Source organism: Nocardioides sp. Z21_20, from assembly GCF_059766585.1.
On sequence record NZ_JCBAJX010000022.1, the window covers coordinates 1 to 24436 of the forward strand.

19 protein-coding genes and 1 tRNA gene are annotated in these 24436 nt (G+C 70.1%); 9 read left to right on the forward strand and 11 right to left on the reverse strand.

What is annotated here, in order from left to right:
* The first annotated feature begins 961 nt into the window (after positions 1-961).
* Complete coding sequence (locus AC6EH9_RS19640) at positions 962-1405, forward strand: helix-turn-helix domain-containing protein (protein ID WP_498425371.1); 444 nt, start codon at positions 962-964, stop codon at positions 1403-1405.
* Between the two features lie 3 nt (positions 1406-1408).
* On the opposite strand, the gene AC6EH9_RS19645 is transcribed toward AC6EH9_RS19640, so the two are convergent.
* The 3 genes from AC6EH9_RS19645 to AC6EH9_RS19655 form a co-directional block, all read right to left on the reverse strand.
* Positions 1409-2425, reverse strand: coding sequence for a DUF3039 domain-containing protein (locus tag AC6EH9_RS19645; protein ID WP_498425372.1), 1017 nt, complete (start codon positions 2423-2425; stop codon positions 1409-1411).
* A gap of 136 nt (positions 2426-2561) precedes the next feature.
* A complete protein-coding gene (locus AC6EH9_RS19650; protein ID WP_498425373.1) occupies positions 2562-4919 on the reverse strand; it encodes an AAA family ATPase in 2358 nt (785 codons plus the stop codon).
* 460 nt (positions 4920-5379) lie between these two features.
* On the reverse strand, positions 5380-5811 hold the full coding sequence (locus AC6EH9_RS19655; protein ID WP_498425374.1) for a hypothetical protein: 432 nt from the start codon (positions 5809-5811) through the stop codon (positions 5380-5382).
* 277 nt (positions 5812-6088) lie between these two features.
* On the opposite strand from AC6EH9_RS19655, the gene AC6EH9_RS19660 reads away from it, so the two are divergent.
* Positions 6089-6298 carry a hypothetical protein gene (locus AC6EH9_RS19660; RefSeq protein WP_498425375.1) on the forward strand — a complete coding sequence of 70 codons (210 nt, stop codon included), beginning with the start codon at positions 6089-6091 and terminating at the stop codon, positions 6296-6298.
* Between the two features lie 511 nt (positions 6299-6809).
* Here AC6EH9_RS19660 and AC6EH9_RS19665 read toward each other — a convergent pair.
* The 3 genes from AC6EH9_RS19665 to AC6EH9_RS19675 all read right to left on the reverse strand — a co-directional run bounded on the left by AC6EH9_RS19665 (position 6810) and on the right by AC6EH9_RS19675 (position 7939).
* Positions 6810-6899 (reverse strand) — tRNA-Ser (locus tag AC6EH9_RS19665).
* Positions 6900-6968: 69 nt separating this feature from the next.
* Positions 6969-7457, reverse strand: a complete 489-nt coding sequence (locus AC6EH9_RS19670) for a nucleoside deaminase (protein ID WP_498425376.1) — start codon at positions 7455-7457, stop codon at positions 6969-6971.
* Positions 7454-7939 carry a tRNA adenosine deaminase-associated protein gene (locus tag AC6EH9_RS19675; protein ID WP_498425377.1) on the reverse strand — a complete coding sequence of 162 codons (486 nt, stop codon included), beginning with the start codon at positions 7937-7939 and terminating at the stop codon, positions 7454-7456. The genes AC6EH9_RS19670 and AC6EH9_RS19675 overlap by 4 nt, the downstream gene beginning before the upstream one ends.
* A 142-nt stretch (positions 7940-8081) precedes the next feature.
* Here AC6EH9_RS19675 and upp point away from each other — a divergent pair, with 142 nt between their 5' ends.
* Positions 8082-8723: a uracil phosphoribosyltransferase gene (gene upp / locus AC6EH9_RS19680; RefSeq protein ID WP_498425378.1), complete on the forward strand. Its 642-nt coding sequence runs from the start codon at positions 8082-8084 to the stop codon at positions 8721-8723.
* A 256-nt stretch (positions 8724-8979) separates the two neighbouring features.
* On the opposite strand, the gene AC6EH9_RS19685 is transcribed toward upp, so the two are convergent.
* The 4 genes from AC6EH9_RS19685 to thpR form a co-directional block, all read right to left on the reverse strand.
* Positions 8980-10368: an NAD(P)(+) transhydrogenase (Re/Si-specific) subunit beta gene (locus tag AC6EH9_RS19685; RefSeq protein WP_498425379.1), complete on the reverse strand. Its 1389-nt coding sequence runs from the start codon at positions 10366-10368 to the stop codon at positions 8980-8982.
* Positions 10368-10688 carry an NAD(P) transhydrogenase subunit alpha part 2 gene (locus tag AC6EH9_RS19690; RefSeq protein ID WP_498425380.1) on the reverse strand — a complete coding sequence of 107 codons (321 nt, stop codon included), beginning with the start codon at positions 10686-10688 and terminating at the stop codon, positions 10368-10370. Before AC6EH9_RS19690 ends, AC6EH9_RS19685 begins: the two co-directional genes overlap by 1 nt.
* Positions 10685-11836, reverse strand: coding sequence for an NAD(P) transhydrogenase subunit alpha (locus AC6EH9_RS19695; protein ID WP_498425381.1), 1152 nt, complete (start codon positions 11834-11836; stop codon positions 10685-10687). The genes AC6EH9_RS19690 and AC6EH9_RS19695 overlap by 4 nt, the downstream gene beginning before the upstream one ends.
* A gap of 81 nt (positions 11837-11917) precedes the next feature.
* Entirely contained in the window at positions 11918-12481 is a 564-nt protein-coding gene (thpR, locus tag AC6EH9_RS19700; protein WP_498425382.1) for an RNA 2',3'-cyclic phosphodiesterase, read from the reverse strand.
* A 70-nt stretch (positions 12482-12551) separates the two neighbouring features.
* Here thpR and AC6EH9_RS19705 point away from each other — a divergent pair, with 70 nt between their 5' ends.
* Entirely contained in the window at positions 12552-13016 is a 465-nt protein-coding gene (locus AC6EH9_RS19705; RefSeq protein WP_498425383.1) for a PPOX class F420-dependent oxidoreductase, read from the forward strand.
* Positions 13017-13084: 68 nt separating this feature from the next.
* Here AC6EH9_RS19705 and AC6EH9_RS19710 read toward each other — a convergent pair whose 3' ends face one another.
* On the reverse strand, positions 13085-14230 hold the full coding sequence (locus AC6EH9_RS19710; RefSeq protein WP_498425384.1) for an acyl-CoA dehydrogenase family protein: 1146 nt from the start codon (positions 14228-14230) through the stop codon (positions 13085-13087).
* A 103-nt stretch (positions 14231-14333) separates the two neighbouring features.
* Here AC6EH9_RS19710 and AC6EH9_RS19715 point away from each other — a divergent pair, with 103 nt between their 5' ends.
* The 5 genes from AC6EH9_RS19715 to AC6EH9_RS19735 form a co-directional block, all read left to right on the forward strand.
* Positions 14334-16427, forward strand: coding sequence for an elongation factor G-like protein EF-G2 (locus tag AC6EH9_RS19715; RefSeq protein WP_498425385.1), 2094 nt, complete (start codon positions 14334-14336; stop codon positions 16425-16427).
* A gap of 204 nt (positions 16428-16631) precedes the next feature.
* Positions 16632-18818, forward strand: a complete 2187-nt coding sequence (glgX, locus tag AC6EH9_RS19720) for a glycogen debranching protein GlgX (RefSeq protein WP_498425386.1) — start codon at positions 16632-16634, stop codon at positions 18816-18818.
* On the forward strand, positions 18815-21229 hold the full coding sequence (treY, locus tag AC6EH9_RS19725) for a malto-oligosyltrehalose synthase (RefSeq protein WP_498425387.1): 2415 nt from the start codon (positions 18815-18817) through the stop codon (positions 21227-21229). The genes glgX and treY overlap by 4 nt, the downstream gene beginning before the upstream one ends.
* A gap of 1 nt (position 21230) precedes the next feature.
* The gene (gene treZ, locus AC6EH9_RS19730; RefSeq protein ID WP_498425388.1) at positions 21231-23036 is read left to right on the forward strand and encodes a malto-oligosyltrehalose trehalohydrolase; all 1806 of its coding nucleotides are present in this window, start codon (positions 21231-21233) and stop codon (positions 23034-23036) included.
* A gap of 260 nt (positions 23037-23296) precedes the next feature.
* Positions 23297-24436: HNH endonuclease signature motif containing protein (locus AC6EH9_RS19735; protein ID WP_498425389.1), on the forward strand; the 1140-nt coding region annotated here is incomplete at its 3' end.

The following is a 24436-nucleotide window of genomic DNA, read 5'->3' on the forward strand; positions in this document are numbered from 1 at the left end:
GTTCGAGACCATCATGACCACGCCAGCCACTCAGGCTGCGTGACCCAACCTGTCACCCGATCGTGCAGCAGTCCCGATGAGTGAGTCGCTGTCAATGGCATCGAGGGCCATTACGGGGTCGCAGAGCAACTCGTTGACGAGGGTGAGGCTCATGCGGGCGACCGGGGATGTGGAGGGGAGGCGAGGCGTGGTCGCTGACGATCGCGCTTGCCCACCACGACCGCGGACCGGGGATGCCTTCGGGCCGCCGCCCGGAGAACACCTCGATGTCAATGGACGGGTACTCGTGCTGCTCCTCGCGGTCACGGAGGAGCTGTGCCGGATGGCCGTCCGGAACCCTCAGCGACTCGGCGGCGGTGGTGTTGCTCATGCCCGCCATCCTGTCTGAACTCACCGACAGGACAGCCGGACCGCGCACTACCGGAACAGATGCGTTACGCGGCCCAGTCTCCGGCGGTGTGCTGGGCGGACCTGGACACCGCCTCCGGTGGGTTGCCGTCCCGTATCCATGCTGTTCCACGATGTCGTTCGTCGACCAATTCTGTCGACGTGTCGGGTGCACGGTGCGCCGTAGGCAGCGGACCGGACAACCCGGCGGGCTGGGCGCGAGGGGTATTGACAGGCTCCTCGACCCGGACCGGTCTGGTCTGGTCACAGTGAAACAGGCGATCAGGGGTTAACGATGTGGCCCGAGCCGCCGTTGCAGGCGACCCGGGCCGCAGCCACGTTCGGGTCGCCGGTGCTCGCCGATCCGTGCTGGTGACTACGGGAGTGGAGCGCGGGCGTGTAACACGGCGTGGCGCGAGGCACCCACCGGGCCGTGGAGGACTTCCTGGGCGGTCTTGTTAACGCGCTCCGTTAGGGAGCCGATAGAAGACTTGTGTTACAGATATTACAGAGGCTACAGTCGTGACACTTGCGATGCCTTCCCCATGTCGCTCGAAAGAAGGTCCACGCCGCCATGCCTGACACCCTGCACGCTCAGGACGTTTCCGCTGAGGAACTGAAGCAGGTCGAGACCCTTGCAGCCAACCTGCCTCAGGGTTCCGCGTTCGGAGTCGTGCTGCAGCATGTCGCCGTTTGCATCAGCAAGGGACAGGACGTGGCCTTTGTCGAGACCGAGAAACACCTGACGCCGAACGAGGCGGCCGCCCTTCTCCACATGAGCCGCCCGCACCTGTTGAAGTTCATCAAGAGCGGCGAGTTGAAGACCGCCTCCACCGGCGACGTTGGCACGCACAAGCGCATCCCGATGAGCGAACTGATGGACTTCATCGCCCGTCGCGAGCGCGCGAAGGCGGCAATCGCCTCTTCTTACGGCACCCCGGACCTGGTGGAGTCGGTTGTGCGTAACGGCGCGGCCGAACTCACCGACGAGGACATCAAAGCGCTCGACGCTCTTTGAGCGCTACTGCTTGAAGCGGAGCAGGTCCAGCACTACCTGTGCTGCGGGCTGCTCCGCTTCGCAGCGTTCGCAGATCGGCAACCCACATGCCTCGGTCCGCGAGGGAACGAACCAGATCCCACAGACGCCTCGGGTGGGCTTGCTATGCACATAACCATCGAGCAGGTACTCGATGCCGACGTAGTGGAGCCGGTCTGGCGGGGTGACTGCAATCGGGTCGCCTCCGTCGTAAGTCGGCGGATCCGCGAGCAGTTGGATCAACTGCGCGTGCGTCATCGTGACGTACACGATGAGGGTGCCGTCCGTGCCATATACGGTCTCGATGCGCGAGACGTCCGGCGCAAGAAATGGCAGGCAGATGCGCGTCAGGGCACTCTCGAACTCGCCCCACCCTCCGCCTCCGATCCGCACGGAGACCGTGAGCAGACTCAGCCCGTCTTGCGCTTCGCCTGGGTCCTTACTCGGTTCGTCGTGGTCAGCGGAGACCTCCACGTCTGTGGTGTCGCTAGGCTTCGTTCCCGGAACCGTGGCAATCGCAGGCGCACCGGTACGCACTGACTCTCTCAGCGCCTCCACGAACTTCTTGAGGACACTGCGCTCCCAGTCACGGGCCTTCGCCGCTGCTTCCTCCCGGTCGCGAATCTTGTACTCGACGAGGATGGGCAGGTGATCCGCGAACGCAACACCAGCGACTTTCTTGTGGAACTGGTCGTGTCGCTCCGCCCAAACCAGCCAGGGGTCACCGCTCGCGTCGAGGACGACGGCACCGCGCCAGCCCGCCCCATTGCGATCGCGGACCTCGAAGACGGGCTGCCCGTACGCCTTGGAGGCGGACTTGTGCCGATCAGGAAGCCCCGTCGCGAAGCGCTTGCGCGCATCCTCCAGCAACGGATGCTGCACGCCGTAGAGATTGAGCCGCTGGTAGTCGCTGTTAACGATCAGGTCCAGCGGAGTGGTGTCGTCGAACGAGTCTCGCGGCAGTGACTTGAGCGCCCGAATGGTGGGTCGCACCTCACGCATGCTCAGTACACCTCCTGATAGTCGGTCGCCGAAGGACTCGGTCCTGTACGTGGCGCACGTCAGGCTGCACCGTCAGCGGTGGTAGCGAGTGTGTCGGTGACGACGGAAACCTGATCTTGCACGAACATGAGAGGGCTCATGCGGAGGCGTCCTGCACTTGTCGCACTGGCTCGTAGACGAGCGCTTCGAGCCGGGTGAGCAGTCTGTCGTAGTCATCGACGATCGTGTGTGGTTCCTCGTGGAGTTCGAAGTCGGCGCGGATGCGTCGCACGGCGTCGCGGACGGTTTCGGCTTCGGGGCTGGTGTCGATGAGTTGGGCGAGGATGGTGTCGAGGAACTCCTCCACGTCGCGTCGGGTGACGACCTTGGGGTGGTCCTTGATGAAGTTCTTTCGGAGCCGGTTGAGGATCTTGCTGGTCCGGTCGCGGTTGTTCTTGCGCATGGCGTCGCGCTGGGCCTTGTCGAGGCTGCGGAACAGGATCGCGAAGTTGTCGAGGGTGCGGGTGCGCAGTTCGCCGGTGGCGTCGTGTTCGGCGGCTTCGAGGACGGCGCGGGCAAAGCCGACCTTGTCGAGGCGGAGCGGCCGGTCAGCGTGCGGGCTGGCAGCCGTGGCGGCAGCCTCTGCGGCCTTGAAGAGTTTCTGTCCGGGGTCCGGTTCGATCTTCGTGAGTTTCGCGGACAGTGCTGCGGCGTCGTCTGCGGAGAGGACTTCCTCGGCGAACCTCTTGATGGCCAGAACGGCGACTTCGGCGGGGATGAGGTCTTCGGTCTCCTGCAGGGTGTCCGTGGACAGGGTGAGGGCAGTCGCGTTCAGTTCACCGATGCTGATGACGAAGTCGTCGTCGATGAGGCGGCGGCCCCGGTAACCCTTCTTGAGTTCGGCTGCGATGTCTTGACCCTCCTTGTCGCTGTCGAGGAGGACGGCGATGGCGGGGGTGTCGACGTCTCGGCCACGCGCCAGGTAGACCATGTACGGGAGGTGCTCGGCAGACCCGGCCGGGACGAGGGTGAGGGTGTTGAGGTCGAGGGTGTCGTCCTTGCTGCCCAGTCGACGGGCGAGCGAACTGAGGCCAGCGAGAAGCACCTGGTCGGCCTGTCCTTCGAGCATGAGGTTGCAGTTGCCGATGAAGGTGGTCTCGGCGACGAAGGCACCGAAGGCGGACCGGAGCGGCTCGTAGTGGTTGCGCGCGGCGTTGCTGACGACACGGGTGCCCTCGTCGCCGTCGCCCTTCTCCAGCACCCTGATCCGCTCGCCGTGGTTCTTGTCGATCAGGAAGGGCGAGTGGGTGACGTAGACAACCTGTACCGGGGCCTTGTCGGGATCGGCGGGGGCGGCGAAGTCGCTGAAGACAGCGAGGAGGTCCTGCTGTCCGAGCATCGACAGGTAGGCGTCCGGCTCGTCCATCAGCAGGATCTCCTGCCCACCGGTGGGCTTGTGCGAGAGGTACTGCACGAAGTAGGAGAGGAAGTAACTCATGCCGCCGCTGCGCTCGCTGAACGAGTAGTCGCTGCCGGTACGGTCGCGCACCGTGAACACGAGGTCGAAGTCGCGCAGGGTCAGGTAGAGGGAGAAGTCGCTGTCCTGGGACCACCACTTGGAGAAGTTCAGGGCGTTGGCGAGCCGCTCGTTCATCTTGTCGACGAGCCCGTTGGCGTACCCCTCGGACGTCTTGACGGCTTCGCGCAATTCTTCAAAGGCGGACTTGTCGATGCCTGCCACGCCGAGGAGCAACTTCTCCGCCAGGTCCAAGCGTGACACGAGGAACTCGTCGTCGCGGCCCGACTCGTAGGTGGGGTACACGCCGGTGAGCGAGCCTGCGGCCTTGGTGACGGTCTCGGTGGAGGTGAACCAGTCGGGGTTGTCGATGAGCGACTCGACGAACCCCAGCAGGCGGGAGCGAGGCCGCAGCGTTCTGGAGGACTTGGGGGCGATCAGGTAGTCGATGGGCACGCTGTCCGGGAGAGGGACCTTGGCGTCGATCTCGAAGAACGTGGGAAGGGTGATCTTCTCCAGCATCTTGGCGGTGAGGGCCTTCTCGACACAGGTGCCGTTCGGGCCGGTCGCGTAGATGACGATGCGCTTGTTGAACCGGAAGAGCCAGAACGACTTGATCTCGTCGTCGGCACTCAGCCCGAGCAGTCCTCGAATGGTGTCGGCGTCGGCCTCAGAGAGGCCGCAGAACTCGGCCCCGAACTCGGGGACGGCCATCTCCTTGCCCACCGAGAAGAACGCCGAGTAGCGGCAGAAGTCGCGACGCTCGATGCCTCTGCCGGTGAGGAGGCACTTGATGGCGGAGAGGAGTTGACTCTTGCCAGACTCGTTCGCCCCGACCACCGTGGTGACCTGCTTCTCGATCGGGATGCGCACGAACGGGTAGAAGAGGTCGTCGTCGAGGAGGTCCCACGAGTCGGGCACGGCTTTGGGGTCGCTCTTGCGCAGGTAGTCGTAGTTGAACGACTTGTAGAACCTCACGTAGAGGGTCTTGATGAGCATGAGGTTCCCCGTTCGGTTCGTGCGTGCGTCCCTCGGCTTCGGACGGTTCGGTCCAGTCTGAGGTTAAGGTTCAGCACCGACAGTGCGTTGCCTGAATCGCCAAGACCTCGTGTCGGACCGCCACGCCGATGCCATCTCGGCCGCTACGACTGGATGGGCTAGGTGCCCGTGAGCGAGGTGAGGTGCTCCGGGTCCTCTGGGTGCGCCTCATCGGTCACCAGATCCCACCAGCCGATCTTCACGCCGTCTGGTTGCTCGACGTAGAGCCGGTCCTTGCCGTATCTGCGCCACCGGTTGACGACGGGATTGGGTGTCTTCCATGTCGGACATCATCGGAAGACTTGAGCGTGCTCTGCAGCAGTTCCTGCGAATCCGATGGCAGCGTTCGTGCCCGGACGGAGCGATTCGGACATGCTGCTCCCTTGGCGGTTTCGCCCTTGCCAGCGGCGTCGGCGTGGCATCAGTCGTCACTATCCCTGTCGTCGAGGAGGGTCCCGACAAGGCTGATGCGAGGGTTGCGGATCGGGTCCTTGTCGTGTGCGGGCCACTGCACGTCGTCGTCCTCGATCTGGTCACGGGTGAGCAGCGGCCCGGCGAGGATTTCAGTCAGGATCTTGGACATGTCGTCCTCGGCAACGACCATCTGATTCAGGATGACGAGCAGGTTACTCAGTTCAGTGGACCAGTCGGGGTACCACTGGGTGGCGTTGATGTGGTCGAGCGGGGAGCGGCATCGCTTCTTGGGGGCGGCTAGGCGAAAGTCGAGCCAGGACTCGAGGACTCGGCTTCCACCGACGGTGTGTTCGGCGGTCTCGGCAGTGAGTCCGGTCCATTCTCCGGCGCCGACGTGGAGGGTTTCGGTGGCGGGCACGTAGCGCCAGCCGGTGGGCATCGTTGCCCCCACGGGCTTTGCGTAGACGGATGCGGTCCGGTGGCTGGGTCGCGCAGGTCGGCATATCGGTCGGGGTGCTCTGGCGTACCGGGCACGGTTCAAGGGCACCAACAAGTCCGGCAGCCAGCGGTGGGGCTGCGCCGCCTCCGGTTCCCACCCGGCCGTCATGTGCGCCCTGAAGCCGAAGTCCGAACAGAAGGTGTTCATCGGTGGACCGGTCCTCGGGGTCCGCCTCAGGGACCGTGCTCTTCCCGACCCAGCGACCCAGACCGGTGGCGTGCGGCCCAAGCCGTGCCGCCAGGAGTCGGTCACCATCGACATGGGCGCGTTCACCTCAACCGACCCGAATGTCATCAACACCGAGGACCAGTCCCGCCTCGCCGCAGCCAAGTACGCCCAGGACCTCACCTTCGGCACCTCCGAGCACACCCACACCTGGTGTCGGGGTCCGACGCGTCGTAGTCGGGGTCCCCGCGCGTGCCCTTGATGCCGGGCGGGAGGTGGCTGGTGGCGTGCTCGCCCTTGCGTTCGCGGCGGGGCACGTAGAGCTCGCCGTTGCTGTCCGGGACGGCGTTGCGGAGGAACACGCGGACCTTACGGATGCCTGCGGCGGCGAGGAGGAAGGCGGCGAACACCGACTGGGCGGCGCGGCCCTTGACGCGGTGCTTGCCGGGGGTGCCGAGTGCTTGTAGGCGTCGTCCTTGGTGAACCCGTGCAGGCCCTCCTGCGACTGGCGGAGCGCGTTGTAGAAGAAGCCGCCTGACCAGCACCGGTCACCCACACCCGCAAGACCCGCACGAACCGGCCTGCCCGGAATTCGGGCGGGTCTTCGCCATTTTCGGCACGACGTACTCGCTGACAACCCAGTGGCTGGTCACTCAGCCGCGACGAGCGGCCCCGAACGCAACAACGCCGCCCCGTGGACCCGGATTCGGGCCACGAGACGGCGTTGCTGGGACTTTCGTCTCTCGGGCTACAGATTTTCGTCTGTACCCCTCTGGCGGTGGCGGAGGGATTTGAACCCTCGGTGGGCTTGCACCCACAAACGCTTTCGAGGCGTTCTCCTTAGGCCGCTCGGACACGCCACCGCCGGAGAATGTACCCGACCGGGACGCCGCTACGGAATTCGGGCCCCGTCGGGCGGGCGGGGCGGCGCCTCAGGCATCCAGGCCGCGCTCGGCGCGGTGGTCGCGGAAGAACGCGTCGAGGAGCGCCGTCGACTCGCCGGCCAGGACCCCGGCGAGCACCTCCGGGCGGTGGTTGAGCCGCCGGTCGCGCACCACGTCCCACAGGCTGCCCACGGCGCCCGCCTTGTCGTCGTACGCCCCGAAGACGACGCGGGCGACCCGGCTCAGCACCGCGGCGCCGGCGCACATCGTGCACGGCTCGAGGGTCACCACCAGCGTGCAGCCCTCCAGGCGCCATTCGCCGCGGGTACGGGCCGCCTGGCGCAGCGCCACCACCTCGGCGTGGCCGGTCGGGTCGGCCAGGGCCTCGCGCACGTTGCGGCCGCGGCCGATCACCTCGCCGATCGGGTCGAGCACCACCGCACCGATCGGGACGTCACCGGTCGCCAGTGCGCCTCGCGCCTCGTCGAGGGCGAGCTCCATGGCCGGCGCCCACAGGGCGTAGAGCGACGTGCTCATGCAGACGCCAGGCCGACTGCCTCGTCGAAGAGGGTGCCGAAGCCCAGCCGACCGGCGATGTCGGAGAGCATCTCGTCGGGGAAGAGCTCGTAGTCGTCGAGCAGCACGCCCATGTCCATCGGGTGCATCCCCAGATCGCCGCAGATGTCGAGGTCACCGGCCGGCAGCGGCTCGTCGTCCTCCTCGGGCAACGGCAGCCCGAGGTGCTCGACGACGGAGAGCGCCAGCTGCCACTCGTCGGCCGCGGTCACGTCGGACAGGAGCAGCCTGACGTCGACCCCCGCCACCCGGACCAGCACGAAGAAGTCCTCGTCGATCGCGATCATCCCCAGCGCTCCCCCGTCGCCGGGGAAACGGCGCAGCGCCGCGGTCAGGGAGTCCACGTCGACGACGACACTGGGGGCCAGCGCGACGAGCTGCCACACGCCTTCCTCACGGTAGGCGGCCAGCGCGAAGTCCACGCCGTCCAGCTGGTCCGTCATCTCCTGACTCCTCCGATCAGCGATCCCGGCGCGGGTGCGCCCTCGGCCCGACTCGGACCTACCCAGCCTGACAGACGCCGAGTGTCGCGGCCAACCCCCTTCGGCCCTGTCCCCGGACGGCACAGCGACTAGGGTTCGGCACATGCGCACCCACGTCGTTGACCACCCCCTCGTGTCCCACAAGCTCACCACCCTCCGCGACAAGGGGACCGACTCCCCGACGTTCCGCCGGCTGGCCGACGAGCTGGTCACCTTGCTCGCCTACGAGGCGACGCGCGACGTGCGGGTGTGCGACGTGGACATCGAGACCCCTGTCTCGGCCACGACCGGGGTCAAGCTCGCCACCCCCAAGCCCCTCGTCGTCCCGATCCTGCGCGCCGGGCTGGGCATGCTCGACGGGATGATGCGGCTGCTGCCCACCGCCGAGGTCGGCTTCCTCGGCATGGTCCGCAACGAGGAGACGCTGAACGTCTCCACCTACGCCGAGCGACTGCCCGAGGACCTCTCCGGTCGCCAGTGCTACGTGCTGGACCCGATGCTGGCCACCGGCGGCACGCTCGCCGCGGCGATCCGGTTCCTCACCGACCGCGGCGCCGACCACATCACCGCGATCTGCCTGCTGGCCGCCCCCGAGGGCTGCGAGCGCCTGGAGCGCGACCTGTCCGACCTGAGCATCCCGATCACGGTCGTCACCGCCGCGATGGACGAGCGCCTCAACGAGAAGGGCTACATCGTGCCCGGGCTGGGCGACGCCGGCGACCGCCTCTACGGGGTCGCGCACTGAGGCGCTGAGGACTGAGGCGCTCACGCGCTGAGGACCACCGCGCTCCCGCGCTGACGCGCGTCGTACGGCCCGGTCGGGGCCTGAGACCGGGCTGGGCCTTCCGGTGCGCCGTACTGGCGTGGCGTGCGCGCCGATTGGTCAGAGACGGACCCTGTACGCCCGGAATCGTCGCCGTTGGGGACCAAACGGCAGGGGAAGTACGGCAGAGGAAGTACGGCGGCAGGGGAAGTACGGCGGCCGGGGGCGTACGGCGGCGCTACAGCGCCTTGACGGCCGCCAGCACCTTGCTCAAGGTCTCCTTCGCGTCCCCGAAGAGCAGCGTGGTCGTGGGATCGAAGAGCAGCTCGTTCTCGATGCCGGCGAACCCGGGGCGCATGGAGCGCTTGAGGAACACGACCTGCCGGCCCTCGTCGGCGTTGAGGATCGGCATGCCGTAGATGGGGGCCTCCGGACTGGTCCGGGCGGCGGGGTTGACCACGTCGTTGGCGCCGACGACCAGAACCACGTCGGTGTGCTTGAACTCGCCGTTGATGTCGTCCATCTCGACGAGCTGCTCGTAGGGCACCTGGGCCTCGGCGAGCAGCACGTTCATGTGCCCGGGCATCCGGCCGGCCACCGGGTGGATGGCGTAGTCGACGCGCGTGCCACGCCCGGTGAGCACGTCGACCAGCTCGCGCAGGGTGTGCTGGGCCTGGGCGACGGCGAGGCCGTACCCGGGGACGATGATCACCCGGTCGGCGTAGCCGAGCAGGATCGCGACGTCGTCGGGGGCGGCCGAGCGGACCGGGCGGTCCGAGGCCACGCCGGCGCCCAGCGTGGAGCCGCCGCGCAGCGCGCCGAAGAGGATGCTGGCCACCGAGCGGCCCATGGCGCGCGCCATCAGCAGGGTCAGGTACGTGCCCGCCGCACCCACGAGCGTGCCGGCCACCAGCAGGACCGTGTTGCCCAGCACGTAGCCGCCCGCGGCGACCGTCAGCCCGGTGAAGGCGTTGAGCAGCGAGATCACGATGGGCACGTCGGCACCGCCGACCGGCAACACCAGCAGCACCCCGAGCACCAGGCCGAGCAGCGCCAGCACGACGCCGATCCACACGGTGGGCTCGCCGACCACCAGCACCGAGAGGACCACGGCCGCCAGCAGGCCGGCGGCGAAGGCGACCGGCAGGCCGGGGAAGACCACCGGGCGTGAGGTCATCAGCTCCTGGAGCTTGGCGAAGGTGATCACCGAGCCGGCGAAGGAGACCGACCCCACCAGGATCGTGAACGCGGTGGCGACCAGCGGGAACCAGTCGGTCTCGACGCCCAGCTCGGCGAGGTGGGCCATCTCGGTGAGCTCCAGCAGCGCGACCAGCGCCGCGGCGCCGCCGCCGACGCCGTTGAACAGCGCCACCATCTGCGGCATCTGGGTCATCTGGACCCGCTGGGCGCCCAGGAAGCCGCCCACCGAGCCGATCGCGACCGCGCCGAGGATCAGCGGCACGTGGTCGAGATCGAGGTAGAGGAACGGCACCGCGCAGGCCACCACCGCGGCGCCCGCCCCCACCAGGTTGCCCAGCCGCGCCGTACGCGGCCCGGCCAGCCCCTTGAGGGCGAGAATGAACCCGACCGCGCAGAGCAGGTACACCAGCTGGACCCAGGTCGGCATCACTTGCCGCCCTTCCCGGCGGCCGGGGCACCGGCGGCGGGCTTGCGCCGGGTGAACATCTGCAGCATCCGGTCGGTCACCACGAAGCCGCCGACCATGTTGACCGCCGCCAGCACGATGGCGACCAGTCCGACGACCAGGGCCACGGTGCTGTCGGTGGTGCCGGTGACGAGGATGGCGCCGAGCAGGATGACGCCGTGGATCGCGTTGGCCCCCGACATGAGCGGGGTGTGCAGCGTCGAGGAGACCTTGGCGATGACCTCGATGCCGACGAACACGCTCAGCACGAAGATCGTCAACCAGACCATGGACTCGCTCACCGGCCCACCTCCTGCTCCTCGGGCGGGACCGGCCCCTCGACCAGCTCCCGCGATGGTCCATGCACGATCGCGCCCCCGCGGGTGACGCAGGCGCCGGCGACGATCTCGTCGTCGTGGTCGGGGTCGAAGACGCCGTCGCGGGTCATCAGCGTGATCAGGCTGACGATGTTCTGCGCGTAGAGCCGCGACGCGGGCCCCGGCATCTGCGCGGGCACGTTCTGTCCGCCCCACACCTGCGCGTGCCCGATCCGGACGATCTCGCCGGGCACCGAGCCCTCGACGTTGCCGCCGCTGTCGGCGGCGAGGTCGACGACGACGGAGCCGGGAGACATCTGCTCGACCATCGCCGAGGTGACCAGCACCGGCGCGCGCCGGCCGGGGACCGCGGCGGTGGTGATCAGCGCGTCCGCGGCGGCGATGTACGGCGCGAGCAGCTCGCGCTGGCGGGTTGCGCGGTCCTCGCTCATCTCCCGCGCGTAGCCGCCCGCGCCGTCCAGCGTCTCGAGGTCCAGCTCGATCGCCTGGGCACCCACCGAGCGGATCTCCTCCGCGGCGGCGGCGCGCACGTCGTAGGCCTTGACGACCGCGCCGAGCCGCCGTGCGGTGGCGATCGCCTGCAGACCGGCCACGCCGGCGCCGAGGACCACGACCTCGGCCGGCGCGACGGTGCCGGCGGCGGTCATGTTCAACGGGAAGAACCGGCGCAGCAGCCCGGCCGCGACGATCGCGCAGCGGTAGCCGGAGACCAGCGACTGCGACGACAGCGCATCCATCGACTGTGCCCGCGAGATGCGCGGCACCAGCTCCATCGCCCAGGAGTCGACCCCGCAGTCGCGCAGGCCGGCGACCACGTCGGGCACCTGCCCCGTCGGCAGGAACGAGATCGTGGCGGCGCCGCGCCGCAGGCGTCGCACCGAGGCGACGTCGAGCGGCTGCACCGCGACCACGAGGTCGGCGGAGTCGAGCGCGGCCTCGTCGAGCAACGCGCCTGCCGCGACGTACTCCTCGTCCGCGATCAGGGCCTGCGCACCCGCGCCGGGCTGGACGGTGACCTCGTAGCCGAGCGCGGTCAGCTTCCCGACCAGCTCGGGGACCAGTGCGACGCGGGTCTCTGTGGCCCGGCTCTCCCGGGCTACCGTGATTCTCATCTCCTGCAACCTAGGGCAGTCGCGGCTGTGCGGCGGGTGCGGCACACCGGGCCGCGGGCGACGGACTGCCCCTCGACCGGCTCAGCCGAGCGGGAAACGGGCGACCTCCTCGTAGCGCGGGCGTCGCCGGGGTCCCTCCCCGAGGTGCGAGGCGACCAGGACCATCTCGTCCACCTCCCACCCGGGGCCGGCATAGCCGTCCAGCAGCTTCACCCAGTTGCTCACCTCGCCCGGGAAGCCCAGCCGGGCGACGGTCAGGTGCGGACGGAACCGCTTGCCGTCGGCGGGGGCGCCGGCACGGCCGGCTGCCGCGCGGGCCCCGGTCGCCAGCCGGCCCAGCTCCCGCTCGCCGTCCTCGTCGAGGTCCAGGCCCGCCCACAGCACCCGCGCCCGCGCGGCGTTCGGGAAGGCTCCGCCGCCGGCGATCCGGGTGCGCATCGGCGTACGGCGCTGCGCGGCGCGCTCGAGCCGCTCGACGAGGTCCTCGAGGGCCCGGTCCGGCACGTCGGCCAGGAAGGCCAGCGTGCAGTGCACCTGATCGATCGCGGTCCACCGGAAGTCCGCCGCCTCGCGGCGCGGCTCCAGGAAGGCGTCGAGATCGTCGAGGGCCTCGGGAGGTGGCACCACCGCCACGAACATCCGCATGGCGTCAGGCTAGCCAGCCGCGGCGGCCGGCCGGTCGACGCGGCGACCAGCCATGACGCAGGGTGGGGACATGTCACCGAAGATCGCCACCACGACCGAGGTCGACCGCGCAGCCCTGCTGGACTTCGTGCGCGACCGCCACCAGATGGTCCTGATCACCACCCGCGCGGACGGGCGCCCGCAGGCCTCGCCGGTCACCGGCGGCGTGGACGACGAAGGGCGCATCGTGATCTCGACCTACCCCGAGCGCGCGAAGACCGCCAATGCCCGCCAGCGCCCGCAGGTCAGCGTGGTCGTCCTCTCCACGGAGTTCAACGACGCCTGGGTCCAGGTCGACGGCGACTGCGAGGTCGTCGACCCTCCGGAGTCGGTCGAGCCGCTGGTCTCCTACTACCGTTCCATCGCCGGCGAGCATCCCGACTGGGACGAGTACCGCGCCGCCATGCGCCGCCAGGGCAAGTCGCTGCTGCGGATCACCCCGACGCGCTGGGGCCCGATCGCCACCGGGGGCTTCCCGCCGCGCCTGGCGGACTGAGGGGCCGGTCGGTTTCCCCGGTCGACCGGGGAAACCTGACGCGGCAGCACCCACCCCAGCGCCCAGCCTCAGAGGCCCAGGTCGCGGCCGATCAGCATCTTCATGATCTCGTTGGAGCCGGCCCAGATCTTGGTGACGCGGGCGTCGCGCCAGGCGCGGGCCACGCGGTACTCGTTCATGTAGCCGTAGCCGCCGTGCAGCTGCACGCAGTGGTCGAGCACGTCGTTCTGCACCTGCGAGGTCCACCACTTCGCCTTGGCGGCGTCCACCGGGCTCAGCTTGCCCCGGGTGTGCTTCATCACGCACTGGTCGACGAACGCCTGGGTGACCTCGATCTGGGTGACCAGCTCGGCCAGCAGGAACTGGTTGTGCTGGAAGTTGCCGATCGGCTGGCCGAAGGCCTTGCGGTCCTTGGCGTACTGGATCGTCTCCTCGAGGATCTGCGCGGCGTGGGCGAGGTTGGTGACCGCCGAGCCGAGGCGCTCCTGCGGGAGGAACTGCATCATCGAGATGAAGCCGGTGTCGAGCGGGCCGATCAGGTCGGCGTTACTGACCCGGACGTCCTCGAAGGCGAGCTCGGCGGTGTCGGACTCGTCCTGGCCCACCTTGTCGAGCACCCGGCCCACCGAGAAGCCCGGCAGGCTGGTGTCGACGCCGAACAGCGAGATGCCCTTGGCCTTCTTCTCCGGGCTGGTGCGCGCGGCCACCACCACCAGGTCGGCGCTGCCGCCGTTGGTGATGAAGGTCTTGGACCCGTTGAGGATCCAGTCGTCGCCGTCGCGAACGGCGGTGGTCTTGAGGTTGGCCAGGTCCGAGCCGCCGCCGGGCTCGGTCATCCCGATCGCGGTGAGCAGCTCGCCGCTGCAGAACTTGGGCAGCCAGCGCTGCTTCTGCTCGTCGTTGGTCAGGTGCACCAGGTACGGCGCGACGATGTCGGCGTGGATGCCCACGCACGAGGGCAGCGTCATGTTGACCTTGGCCAGCTCCTCGGTGAGGACCGCGTTGAAGCGGTAGTCGCCGGCCTCGGAGCCGCCGTACTGCTCGGGCACCTCCAGGCCGAGGTAGCCCTGTTTGCCGGCCTCGAGCCAGAACTCACGGGGCAGGCCGTGGTTGCCGGCGTACTCCTCCATGTGCGGCACCACCTGGCGGTCGAGGAACTCCTTGACCGATGCCCGGAATGCCTCGTGGTCCTCGTCATAGATCTCGCGCGTCATGAGGGAAGCGTACCCGCGGGTAACCACGCCGTCCCGCAGGTCCGAGACCGAAGAGGGCCTTGGGTCCCTTGCCTGTCCCGCACCGCAGGCGTTGGCTGGCCCCATGGCAGACAAGGGCAACCGCAGAAATGCCGCGCAGAGCCTCGAGGTCACCCGGCCCGACCAGATCCGCAATGTGGTCCTGGTGGGGCCGGCCTCGTCAGGCAAGACCTCGCTGGTCGAGGCGCTGCTGGTCCAGGCCGGAGCGCTGAACCGCCCGGGCTCGGTCGCCGACGGCACCACGGTCTCGGACTTCGAGGAGACCGAGCAGGCACACGGCCGCTCGTCCTCCCTGGCGGTCGCGCCCCTGTTGCACCGCGACGTCAAGGTCAACCTCCTCGACACCCCCGGCTACGCCGACTTCGTCGGCGAGCTGCGAGCCGGTCTGCGCGCGGCCGACTGCGCGCTGTTCGTGCTCGCCGCCAACGAGGGCGTCGACCACGCCGCCGCCCAGCTGTGGGCCGAGTGCGCCGAGGTGGGGATGCCGCGCGCCGTGGTGGTCACCAAGCTCGACCACGCCCGCGCCGACTTCGCCGCCGTCCTCACCGCCGCCCAGGCGGCGTTCGGCGACAAGGTGCTCCCGGTCCTGGTGCCCGACGGCGCCGGTACGGCGTCGCTGCTGCGCGGCGGCCCGGCGGTCGCGGGCGCCGAGATGGACCCGCGCCGCGCCGCGCTGATCGAGGCGGTCATCGAGGAGTCCGAGGACGAGAGCCTGATGGAGCGCTACCTCGCCGGCGAGGAGATCTCCGAGCAGACCCTCGTCGCCGACCTCGAGCGTGCCGTGGCCGGAGCCGCCCTGCACCCCGTGGTGGCGGTCTGCGCCACCACCGGCGCAGGCTGCGCCGAGCTGCTGGAGCTGATGGTGCGCGGCTTCCCCTCGCCCGCCGAGCATCCGGCCCCGGAGGCGTTCACCACCGCCGGCCGGCCCGCCGAGGCGCTGACCTGCGACCCCGACGCCCCGCTGGTCGCCGAGGTCGTCAAGACCACCAGCGACCCCTACCTGGGCCGGGTCAGCCTGGTCCGGGTGTTCTCCGGGACGCTCGAGGCGGACGCCGCGGTGCACGTCTCGGGACACTTCACCTCGTTCTACGGGGAGGGCTCGGGACACGAGGACCACGACGACGACGAGCGGATCGGCGCGCTGGGCCACCCCTTCGGCCGCCTGCAGGTGCCGGCCAAGCGGGTCGTCGCCGGTGACATCGCCGCGATCGGCCGCCTCGGCGGCGCCGAGACCGGCGACACGCTCTCGGCCGTCGACCGGCCGTGCGTGCTGAGGCCCTGGGCGATGCCGGCCCCGCTGCTGCCGATCGCCATCGAGGCGGCCACCAAGTCCGACGAGGACAAGCTCTCGGTCGCGCTCTCGCGGCTCAGCGCCGAGGACCCGTCGCTGCGCATCGAGCAGAACGCCGAGACCCGCCAGCTGGTGCTGTGGGTGATGGGCGAGGCGCACGCCGAGCTCGCCCTGGACCGGCTGCACGACCGCTTCGGGGTCAGCGTGGAGCAGCGCGACGTGCTGGTGCCGCTGCGCGAGACCTTCCGCGGCAAGGGCGTGGGGCACGGCCGCCACGTCAAGCAGTCCGGCGGCCACGGGCAGTACGCCGTGTGCGACATCGAGGTCGAGCCGCTCCCGGCCGGCAGCGGCTTCGAGTTCGTCGACAAGGTGGTCGGTGGCGCGGTGCCGCGCCAGTACATCCCCAGCGTCGAGAAGGGCGTGCGCGCCCAGATGGAGCGCGGCGTCCTCAACGGCTACCCGGTCGTCGACCTGCGGGTCACCCTCACCGACGGCAAGTCGCACAGCGTCGACTCCTCCGACATGGCCTTCCAGAGCGCCGGCGCGCTGGCCCTGCGCGACGCCGCGGCCGCGGCCGGTGTCGCCGTCCTGGAGCCGTACGACGAGGTGCTGGTGCGGGTGCCCGACGACCAGGTGGGCGCGGTGATGAGCGACCTCGCCGCGCGTCGCGGGCGCCCGCTCGGCAGCGAGCAGACCGAGGACCGGCACAGCGTGGTCCGCGCCCACGTGCCGGCCCTGGAGCTGGTCCGCTACGCCGTCGACCTGCGCTCGGCGACCCACGGCACCGGCACCTTCACCCGCGCCTTCGCCCACTACGAGCCGATGCCCGAGAACCTCGCCGACCAGGTGAGTCCTCGCTCGAGCTGAGTCACACCTCTCCCCTCTCTGCCCCCTCTCCGCCCTCCGCTCCGAGAGGGGCTCGGGGCCGGACTGCGCCCCGGACAGGGACGCCCCTCACACCCAGGTGTAGGAGCTCCCCAGAGCGGGCACATCTCCTCCGGCACGGACACCACCCCGAGCTTTGAACGTTCCAACTTCGGCACCGTGCCGGAGGGGAGAGAGGCATCACTGATGGAGACCTGGCCGGGAGCGGCATACCCGCTCGGCGCGACCTTCGACGGCAGCGGCACCAACTTCGCACTGTTCAGTGAAGCCGCCGACCGAGTCGAGCTCTGCCTCTTCGACGAGGCACCTGACGGCACCCGCACCGAGACGCGGGTGGAGGTTCGGGAGGTGGATGCCCACGTGTGGCACTGCTACCTGCCCCAGATCCAGCCCGGGCAGCGCTACGGCTACCGCGTGCACGGCCCCTGGGACCCCTCGCGCGGGCTGCGCTGCAACCCCAACAAGCTGCTCCTCGACCCCTACGCCAAGGCGACCAGCGGCGAGATCGACTGGGACCAGTCGCTGTTCGGCTACAACTTCGGCGACCCCTCCTCGCGCAACGACGACGACTCCGCGCAGCACATGACCCTCGGCGTCGTGATCAACCCGTTCTTCGACTGGGAGGGCGACCGCCTGCTCGGCATCCCCTACAACGAGAGCGTCATCTACGAGGCGCACGTCAAGGGGCTCACCCAGCTCCACCCGGAGATCCCCGAGGAGATCCGCGGCACCTACGCCGGGCTCGCCCACCCGGCTGTCACCGAGCACCTGACCAAGCTCGGGGTGACCGCGCTCGAGCTGATGCCGGTCCACCAGTTCGTGCAGGACAACACGCTGCTGGAGAAGGGCCTGCGCAACTACTGGGGCTACAACACCCTGGGCTTCTTCGCCCCGCACGCCGACTACGCCGCCACCGCGCGCAGCCAGCAGGGCCAGGGCCAGCAGGTCCAGGAGTTCAAGGCGATGGTCAAGGCGATGCACGCGGCCGGCATCGAGGTCATCCTCGACGTGGTCTACAACCACACCGCCGAGGGCAACCACCTCGGGCCCACGCTGAGCTTCAAGGGCATCGACAACCCGGCCTACTACCGCCTCGTCGAGAACGACGAGCAGTACTACATGGACTACACCGGCACCGGCAACTCCCTCAACGTGCGCCATCCGCACTCGCTGCAGCTGCTGATGGACTCGCTGCGCTACTGGGTCACCGAGATGCACGTGGACGGCTTCCGCTTCGACCTCGCCTCCACGCTGGCGCGGGAGTTCTACGACGTGGACCGGCTGGCGACCTTCTTCGAGCTCGTCCAGCAGGACCCGGTGGTCAGCCAGGTCAAGCTGATCGCCGAGCCCTGGGACGTCGGCCCGGGCGGCTACCAGGTGGGCGGCTTCCCGCCCCAGTGGACCGAGTGGAACGGCGCCTACCGCGACACCGTGCGCGACTTCTGGCGCGGCGAGCCCTCGCTCGGCGAGTTCGCCAGCCGGATCGCCGGCTCCTCGGACCTCTACGAGCACTCCGGGCGCCGGCCGGTGGCGAGCATCAACTTCGTCACCGCGCACGACGGCTTCACGCTGCGCGACCTGGTCTCCTACAACGAGAAGCACAACGAGGCCAACGGCGAGGACAACAACGACGGCGAGAACCACAACCGGTCCTGGAACCACGGCGTCGAGGGACCGACCGACGACCCCGAGATCCAGTTGGCCCGGGCCCGCGAGCAGCGCAACTTCCTGGCCACGCTGCTGTTGAGCCAGGGCGTGCCGATGATCGCGCACGGCGACGAGCTGGGCCGCACCCAGGACGGCAACAACAACACCTACGCCCAGGACTCCGAGCTGAGCTGGGTGCACTGGGACCGCGTCGACCAGCCGCTGGTGGAGTTCACCTCGGCGGTCTCCCGGCTGCGCCACGACCACCCGACGTTCCGCCGCAAGCGCTTCTTCACCGGCGGCACCGTGCGTACCGGCGATGGCGAGCGCCTCAACGACATCGTCTGGCTGCACCTGGACGGGCGCCCGATGGAGGACGGCGACTGGAACGACGGCGCCAAGGCGATCGGGATGTACCTCAACGGCCACGGCATCGCCGGTGCCGACGCGCGCGGCCAGCAGATCATCGACGACCACTTCCTGCTCTACTTCAACGCCGACGGCCCGGCCCAGGTGACCCTGCCCCCCGCGGAGTACGCCGAGATGTGGGAGGTGGTCATCGACACCGGCGGGGTGGCCGACGACCGCGGCCCGTGCGCCGCGGGGAGCATCGTCGACCTGGAGACCCGCAGCATGCTGGTCCTGCGCGAGTACACCGAGCCCGAGGCCGACGTCGACCACTCCGTCGCCGCGTCCGTGGCCGCCCAGGCCGAGACGGCGCGATGAGCGAGACCGAGCCGGTGACCCGGGCCGTTCCCGAGCGGGCGCCGGTGAGCACCTACCGCCTGCAGATCACCGAGGAGTTCGACCTCTACGCGGCCCGCGACCTGCTGGAGTACCTGCACGGTCTCGGCGCCGACTGGGTCTACCTCTCCCCGCTGCTCGCCTCGGAGCCCGGCAGCGACCACGGCTACGACGTGGTGAGCCACGACGACATCGACCCCGCCCGCGGCGGCGCGGCGGGGCTGGCCGCCGTGTCCGAGGAGGCACGTCGCCTCGGCATGGGCGTGCTCGTCGACATCGTCCCCAACCACGTCGGGGTGGCCACGCCGCACCAGGGCGCCTGGTGGTGGGACCTGCTCGCCCGGGGCCGCGACTCGATGCGCGCGAACGCCTTCGACATCGACTGGGCCGCCGGCGACGGACGGATCCGGATCCCGGTGGTCGGCGACGACGACCAGGACGAGCCCGGCGGCCCGATCGCCAACCTGGCCGTCGTCGGCGGCGAGCTGCGCTACCACGACAAGCGGTTCCCGATCGCCCCCGGCTCCGACGACGAGTCGCTGCCCGGCGGCCTGGACCCCAACGCCGTGCACGACCGCCAGCACTACGAGCTGGTGAGCTGGCGGATGGCCGACGACGAGCTCAACTACCGCCGGTTCTTCGCCGTCAACGAGCTCGCCGGCGTGCGGGTCGAGGACCGCGACGTCTTCGAGGAGTCGCACGTCGAGATCCGGCGCTGGTTCGACGAGGGCCTGGTCGACGGCCTGCGCGTCGACCACCCCGACGGGCTGCGCCACCCGGGCGGCTACCTGCGCGACCTCGCCGGACTGACCGGCAACGCCTACGTGCTGGTCGAGAAGATCCTGGAGCCGGGCGAGAGCCTGCTCACCGAGTGGGACACCGCCGGCACCACCGGCTACGACGCGTTGGCGCTGATCGACCGCATCCTCACCGACCCCTCCGGCGAGGGCCCGCTGGACGCGCTTGAGACGCGGCTGCGCGGGGAGCCGGTCGACTGGCACCGGATGATCCACGACACCAAGCGCGCGGTCGCGGACGGCATCCTGAACTCCGAGGTGCGCCGGATCACCCGTGAGATCGAGCAGGTGCTCGAGGCCACCGCGGGCGCCGATCCGGCCGCGCCGAGCCCCGGCACCGAGGAGATCGTGGACGCGGTGGCCGAGCTGCTCGCCTGCTTCCCGGTCTACCGCTCCTACCTGCCCGAGGGCCTCGAGCACTTCGAGGAGGCGCTCGCCCTGGCCCGCCGGCACCGCCCGGACCTCGAGCCGGTGCTGGACGTGCTGGCCCCGGTGCTCACCGACGCCCAGAACCGGCCCGCCCTGCGCTTCCAGCAGACCAGCGGGATGGTGATGGCCAAGGGGGTCGAGGACTGCGCCTTCTACCGCTGGTCGCGGCTCACCTCGCTCAACGAGGTCGGCGGCGACCCCAGCGTCTTCGCGGTGGCGCCGGACGTCTTCCACGAGGCGATGGCCGAGCGACAGGCCACCTGGCCGATGGCGATGACGGCGCTCTCGACGCACGACACCAAGCGCGGCGAGGACGTCCGGTCGCGGATCACCACCATCGCGGAGCTCCCCGAAGAGTGGGACGCGACGCTGACCCGTCTGCTCGAGCTGGCGCCGATGCCGGACGCGGGCTTCGCCAACCTGCTCTGGCAGGCCGTGGTGGGGTCCTGGCCGGCGAGCCGCGACCGGTTGCACGCCTATGCCGAGAAGGCGATGCGCGAGGCCGGCGACCACACCACCTGGACCGAGCCCGACGAGGCCTACGAGGCCGCCGTGCACGCGGGAGTCGACGCCGCCTTCGACGACGCGAAGGTCCGTCGCACGATCGAGGAGTTCGTGCACCGCGTCGCCGCCCCGGGCTGGGTGAACGCGCTGTCGGCCAAGATGCTCGCGCTCACCATGCCCGGCGTCCCGGACGTCTACCAGGGCAGCGAGCTGTGGGAGCAGAGCCTGGTGGACCCCGACAACCGCCGCCCGGTGGACTTCGAGCAGCGCAAGCACGTGCTCGCCCAGGTGCGCAGCGGTGTACGGCCGCCGATGCCGACCGGGCCCGACGACCCGGGCGACGCCAAGCTGCTGGTCACCAAGGTGGCGCTGACCCTGCGTCGCGACTGTCCCGACCTGTTCGCCGGCTACGCCCCGCTCACCGCCCAGGGCCCGGCCGCCGATCACGCGGTCGCCTTCGACCGGGGCGGCGCCATCACCGTCGCCACCCGTCTGCCGGTCGGGCTGGCCGCCCGCGGCGGCTGGGACGACACCCGGCTCCCCCTGCCCCCGGGCACCTGGGTCGACGCCGTCACCGGCCGGGCCGTGACCCGCGACGTACGTCTCGCCGAGGTGCTGTCCACCTACCCCGTCGCACTGCTGGTGCGTGAGAAGGATGCCTGAGATGAGCGCACCCACGACCCGGACCCGTCCCAGCGGGACCGTCTTCGACGTCTGGGCGCCGATCCCCGAGCGGATCGCGCTCAGCGTGGGCGACCGGGTGGTGCCGATGACCTGCGGCCCCGACCACTGGTGGACGCCCGCCGAGGACGTCAGCGAGTACGCCGGGTCCGGGGTCGACTACGGCTACCTCCTCGACGACCGCGAGACCCCGCTGCCCGACCCGCGATCGCGGCGCCAGCCCCACGGCGTACACGCCCGGTCGCAGACCTACGACCCGTCGTCGTACACCTGGGGCGACGGCGCCTGGACGGGCCGTCAGCTGGCCGGTGCGGTGATCTACGAGCTGCACGTGGGGACGTTCACTCCCGAGGGGACGCTGGACGCCGCGCTCTCCCGGCTCGACCACCTGCGCTCGATCGGCGTCGACTTCGTGGAGCTGATGCCGGTCAACGGGTTCAACGGCACCCACAACTGGGGCTACGACGGTGTGCTGTGGTCGACGGTGCACGAGGGGTACGGCGGCCCCGAGGCCTACCAGCGCTTCGTCGACGCCTGCCACCGTGCCGGGCTGGGCGTGGTGCAGGACGTCGTCTACAACCACCTCGGGCCCTCAGGCAACTACCTGCCGGAGTTCGGGCCGTACCTCAAGCACGAGGACGCCAACACCTGGGGCTCGATGGTGAACCTCGACGCCGACGGCAGCCACGAGGTACGCCGGCTGATCCTCGACAACGCGCTGATGTGGCTCGACGACTACCACGTCGACGCGCTGCGGCTCGACGCCGTGCACGCGCTCTCGGACAGCTCGCCGACCCACCTGCTGGAGGAGATGGCGATCGAGGTGGCCGCGCTGTCGGCGTACCGCAACCGGCCGATGACGCTGATCGCGGAGTCCGACCTCAACGACACCCTGCTGGTGCGCCCCCGCGAGGCCGGCGGCTACGGGCTCGACGCGCAGTGGAGCGACGACTTCCACCACGCCGTGCACGTCGCGCTGAGCGGGGAGACCGAGGGCTACTACGCCGACTTCGAGCCCCTCACCGCGCTCGCGAAGGTGTGCGAGAAGGGGTTCTTCCACGACGGCACGTTCTCCTCGTTCCGCGGCCGCGACCACGGGGCCCCGGTGGACACCGCGCACATGCCCACCTGGCGTCTGGTGGTGTGCAACCAGAACCACGACCAGGTCGGCAACCGGGCCCGCGGCGACCGGCTCTCCGACCCCACCCCCGGCCACCTCGACGACGGCCAGCTGGCCTGCGCCGCGCTGCTCACCCTGGCCGGGCCCTTCACGCCGATGCTGTTCCAGGGTGAGGAGTGGGCGGCCTCCACACCGTTCCAGTTCTTCACCTCGCACCCCGAGCCCGAGCTGGGCAAGGCGACCGCCGAGGGGCGCATCCACGAGTTCGAGCGGATGGGCTGGGACCCTGCCGTCGTCCCCGACCCCCAGGACCCGGGCACCTTCGAGCGCTCCAAGCTCGACTGGTCCGAGCTCGAGGGCGGGCGCCACGCCCGGATCCTCGACGTCTACCGGCGACTGGCCGCCGTACGGCGCGCCCGCCCGGAGCTGACCGACCCGTCGTTCGGCTCGGTGAGCTGCACGGTGGACGAGGAGAGCCGGGTCTTCACGATGCAGCGCGGAGACGTGCTGATGGTGGTCAACTTCGGCTCGTCGCCGGCGACGGTGGCGCTCGACGGTCCGCACAGCCTGCTCTTCTCGACCGAGGAAACGGTCGCCCTGGACGGCGAGGTGCTCAAGGTGCCGAGCCATCAGGGGGCGCTGGTCGCGGTCGCGGTCGCGGTGGTCTGAGGCCGGCCCCCGGGCGGGTGGCGAGCGTCCCCGGCGGTAGCGCGCGGCCGGGTGTTCGTCACGCGCCGCCGGCCGCCCCGGTGAGCGCGGCGACGGGGCCGGCGACAGCGACCGCCAGGGCGAGCAGAAGATGGTGGTGGGTGGGCGCAGCGAGCGCAGGCGAGCGGCTCGGGAACCACCTCGGATGACTTCTCCACAGCCCGCGTGTCGGGGCGGTTTCTGGGGGCAGGACTGTCGGTGGCGCCTGCTTGAGTGGATCCATGACCCGGACCGCGACTCCCGACACCGCTCGTGCGGTGCTGGCTGCCGCCCGGGTCTCGCGGGGTACGGCGGATGCGGCCGAGGCACGTCAACTGCAGCTGGCGGTGGACTGGGCAGCGATGCACTCGGTGGAGTCGTTGGAGGCGGCCGCGGTGGTCCACGGGCCGTATGGCGACCACGGCATCCCGGTCGCCGGACCGGGAGCACCGTTGGTGGCGGAGTTCGCGGTCACCGAGTTCGCCCTCGCGGTGGGGATGTCCACCGACGCCGGGCGTCGGTATGTGGGGCAGGCCCTGGAGCTGCGCCACCGGTTGCCGAAGGTCTGGGCGCGGGTGGTGGCTGGGGATCTGGTGTCGTGGAAGGCCCGTCGCATCGCGGACGCGACGATGAGCCTGGTCCCGGCCGGTGCGGGGTTCGTGGACACCCACGTCGCCGCAGTCGCACACAAGATCGGCCTCGCCGCCCTGGACCGGTTGGTCGAGGAGGCGCGGGTCCGGTTCCAGCCAGAGGAAGTCGAGCAGCGGCGCCGGGCCGCTGCGGACGGGCGGTGTTTCGACATCGACACCGATCAGGTCTCCTACGACGGCACCATGACCGTGCGCGGGGAGCTCGACCTCGCCGACGCGTTGGACCTCGACGCCGCCGTCGCGGCCGGTGCCGCGCAGCAGCAGGCGCTCGGCTCGGTGGACCCGCTGGGCGTGCGGCGGGCGAAGGCCGCCGGGGAGCTCGCCCGGCGTCAGCTCGCCCTCGACCTGGGCGCCGGCGAGGCAGCCGCAGGTCAGTGCGGTGGATCCGACGCACCAGGTGCTTCCGATCAACCGCACACTGCTGCGCAGGGCGACACCGCCAAGGCCCGACGACCACGTCAGGTGGTGCTCTACGTGCACCTCTCCCACGACGCGCTACGCGCCCGAAGCCTCGACGAGGCCGGCCCCCACTCCGCCCACCCCGCCTGCGGCGCCAACACCAACACCGACGTACACCTGGCCCGCGTCGAGAACACCGCCTCCTTCGTCTCGCTCGACCAGGTCCGCGACTGGTGCGCCAACCCCGACACCCAGGTCACCGTCAAGCCGGTGATCGACCTCGAGGACCACGTCCACGTCAACGCCTACGAGACCCCCGACCGCCTCGTGGAA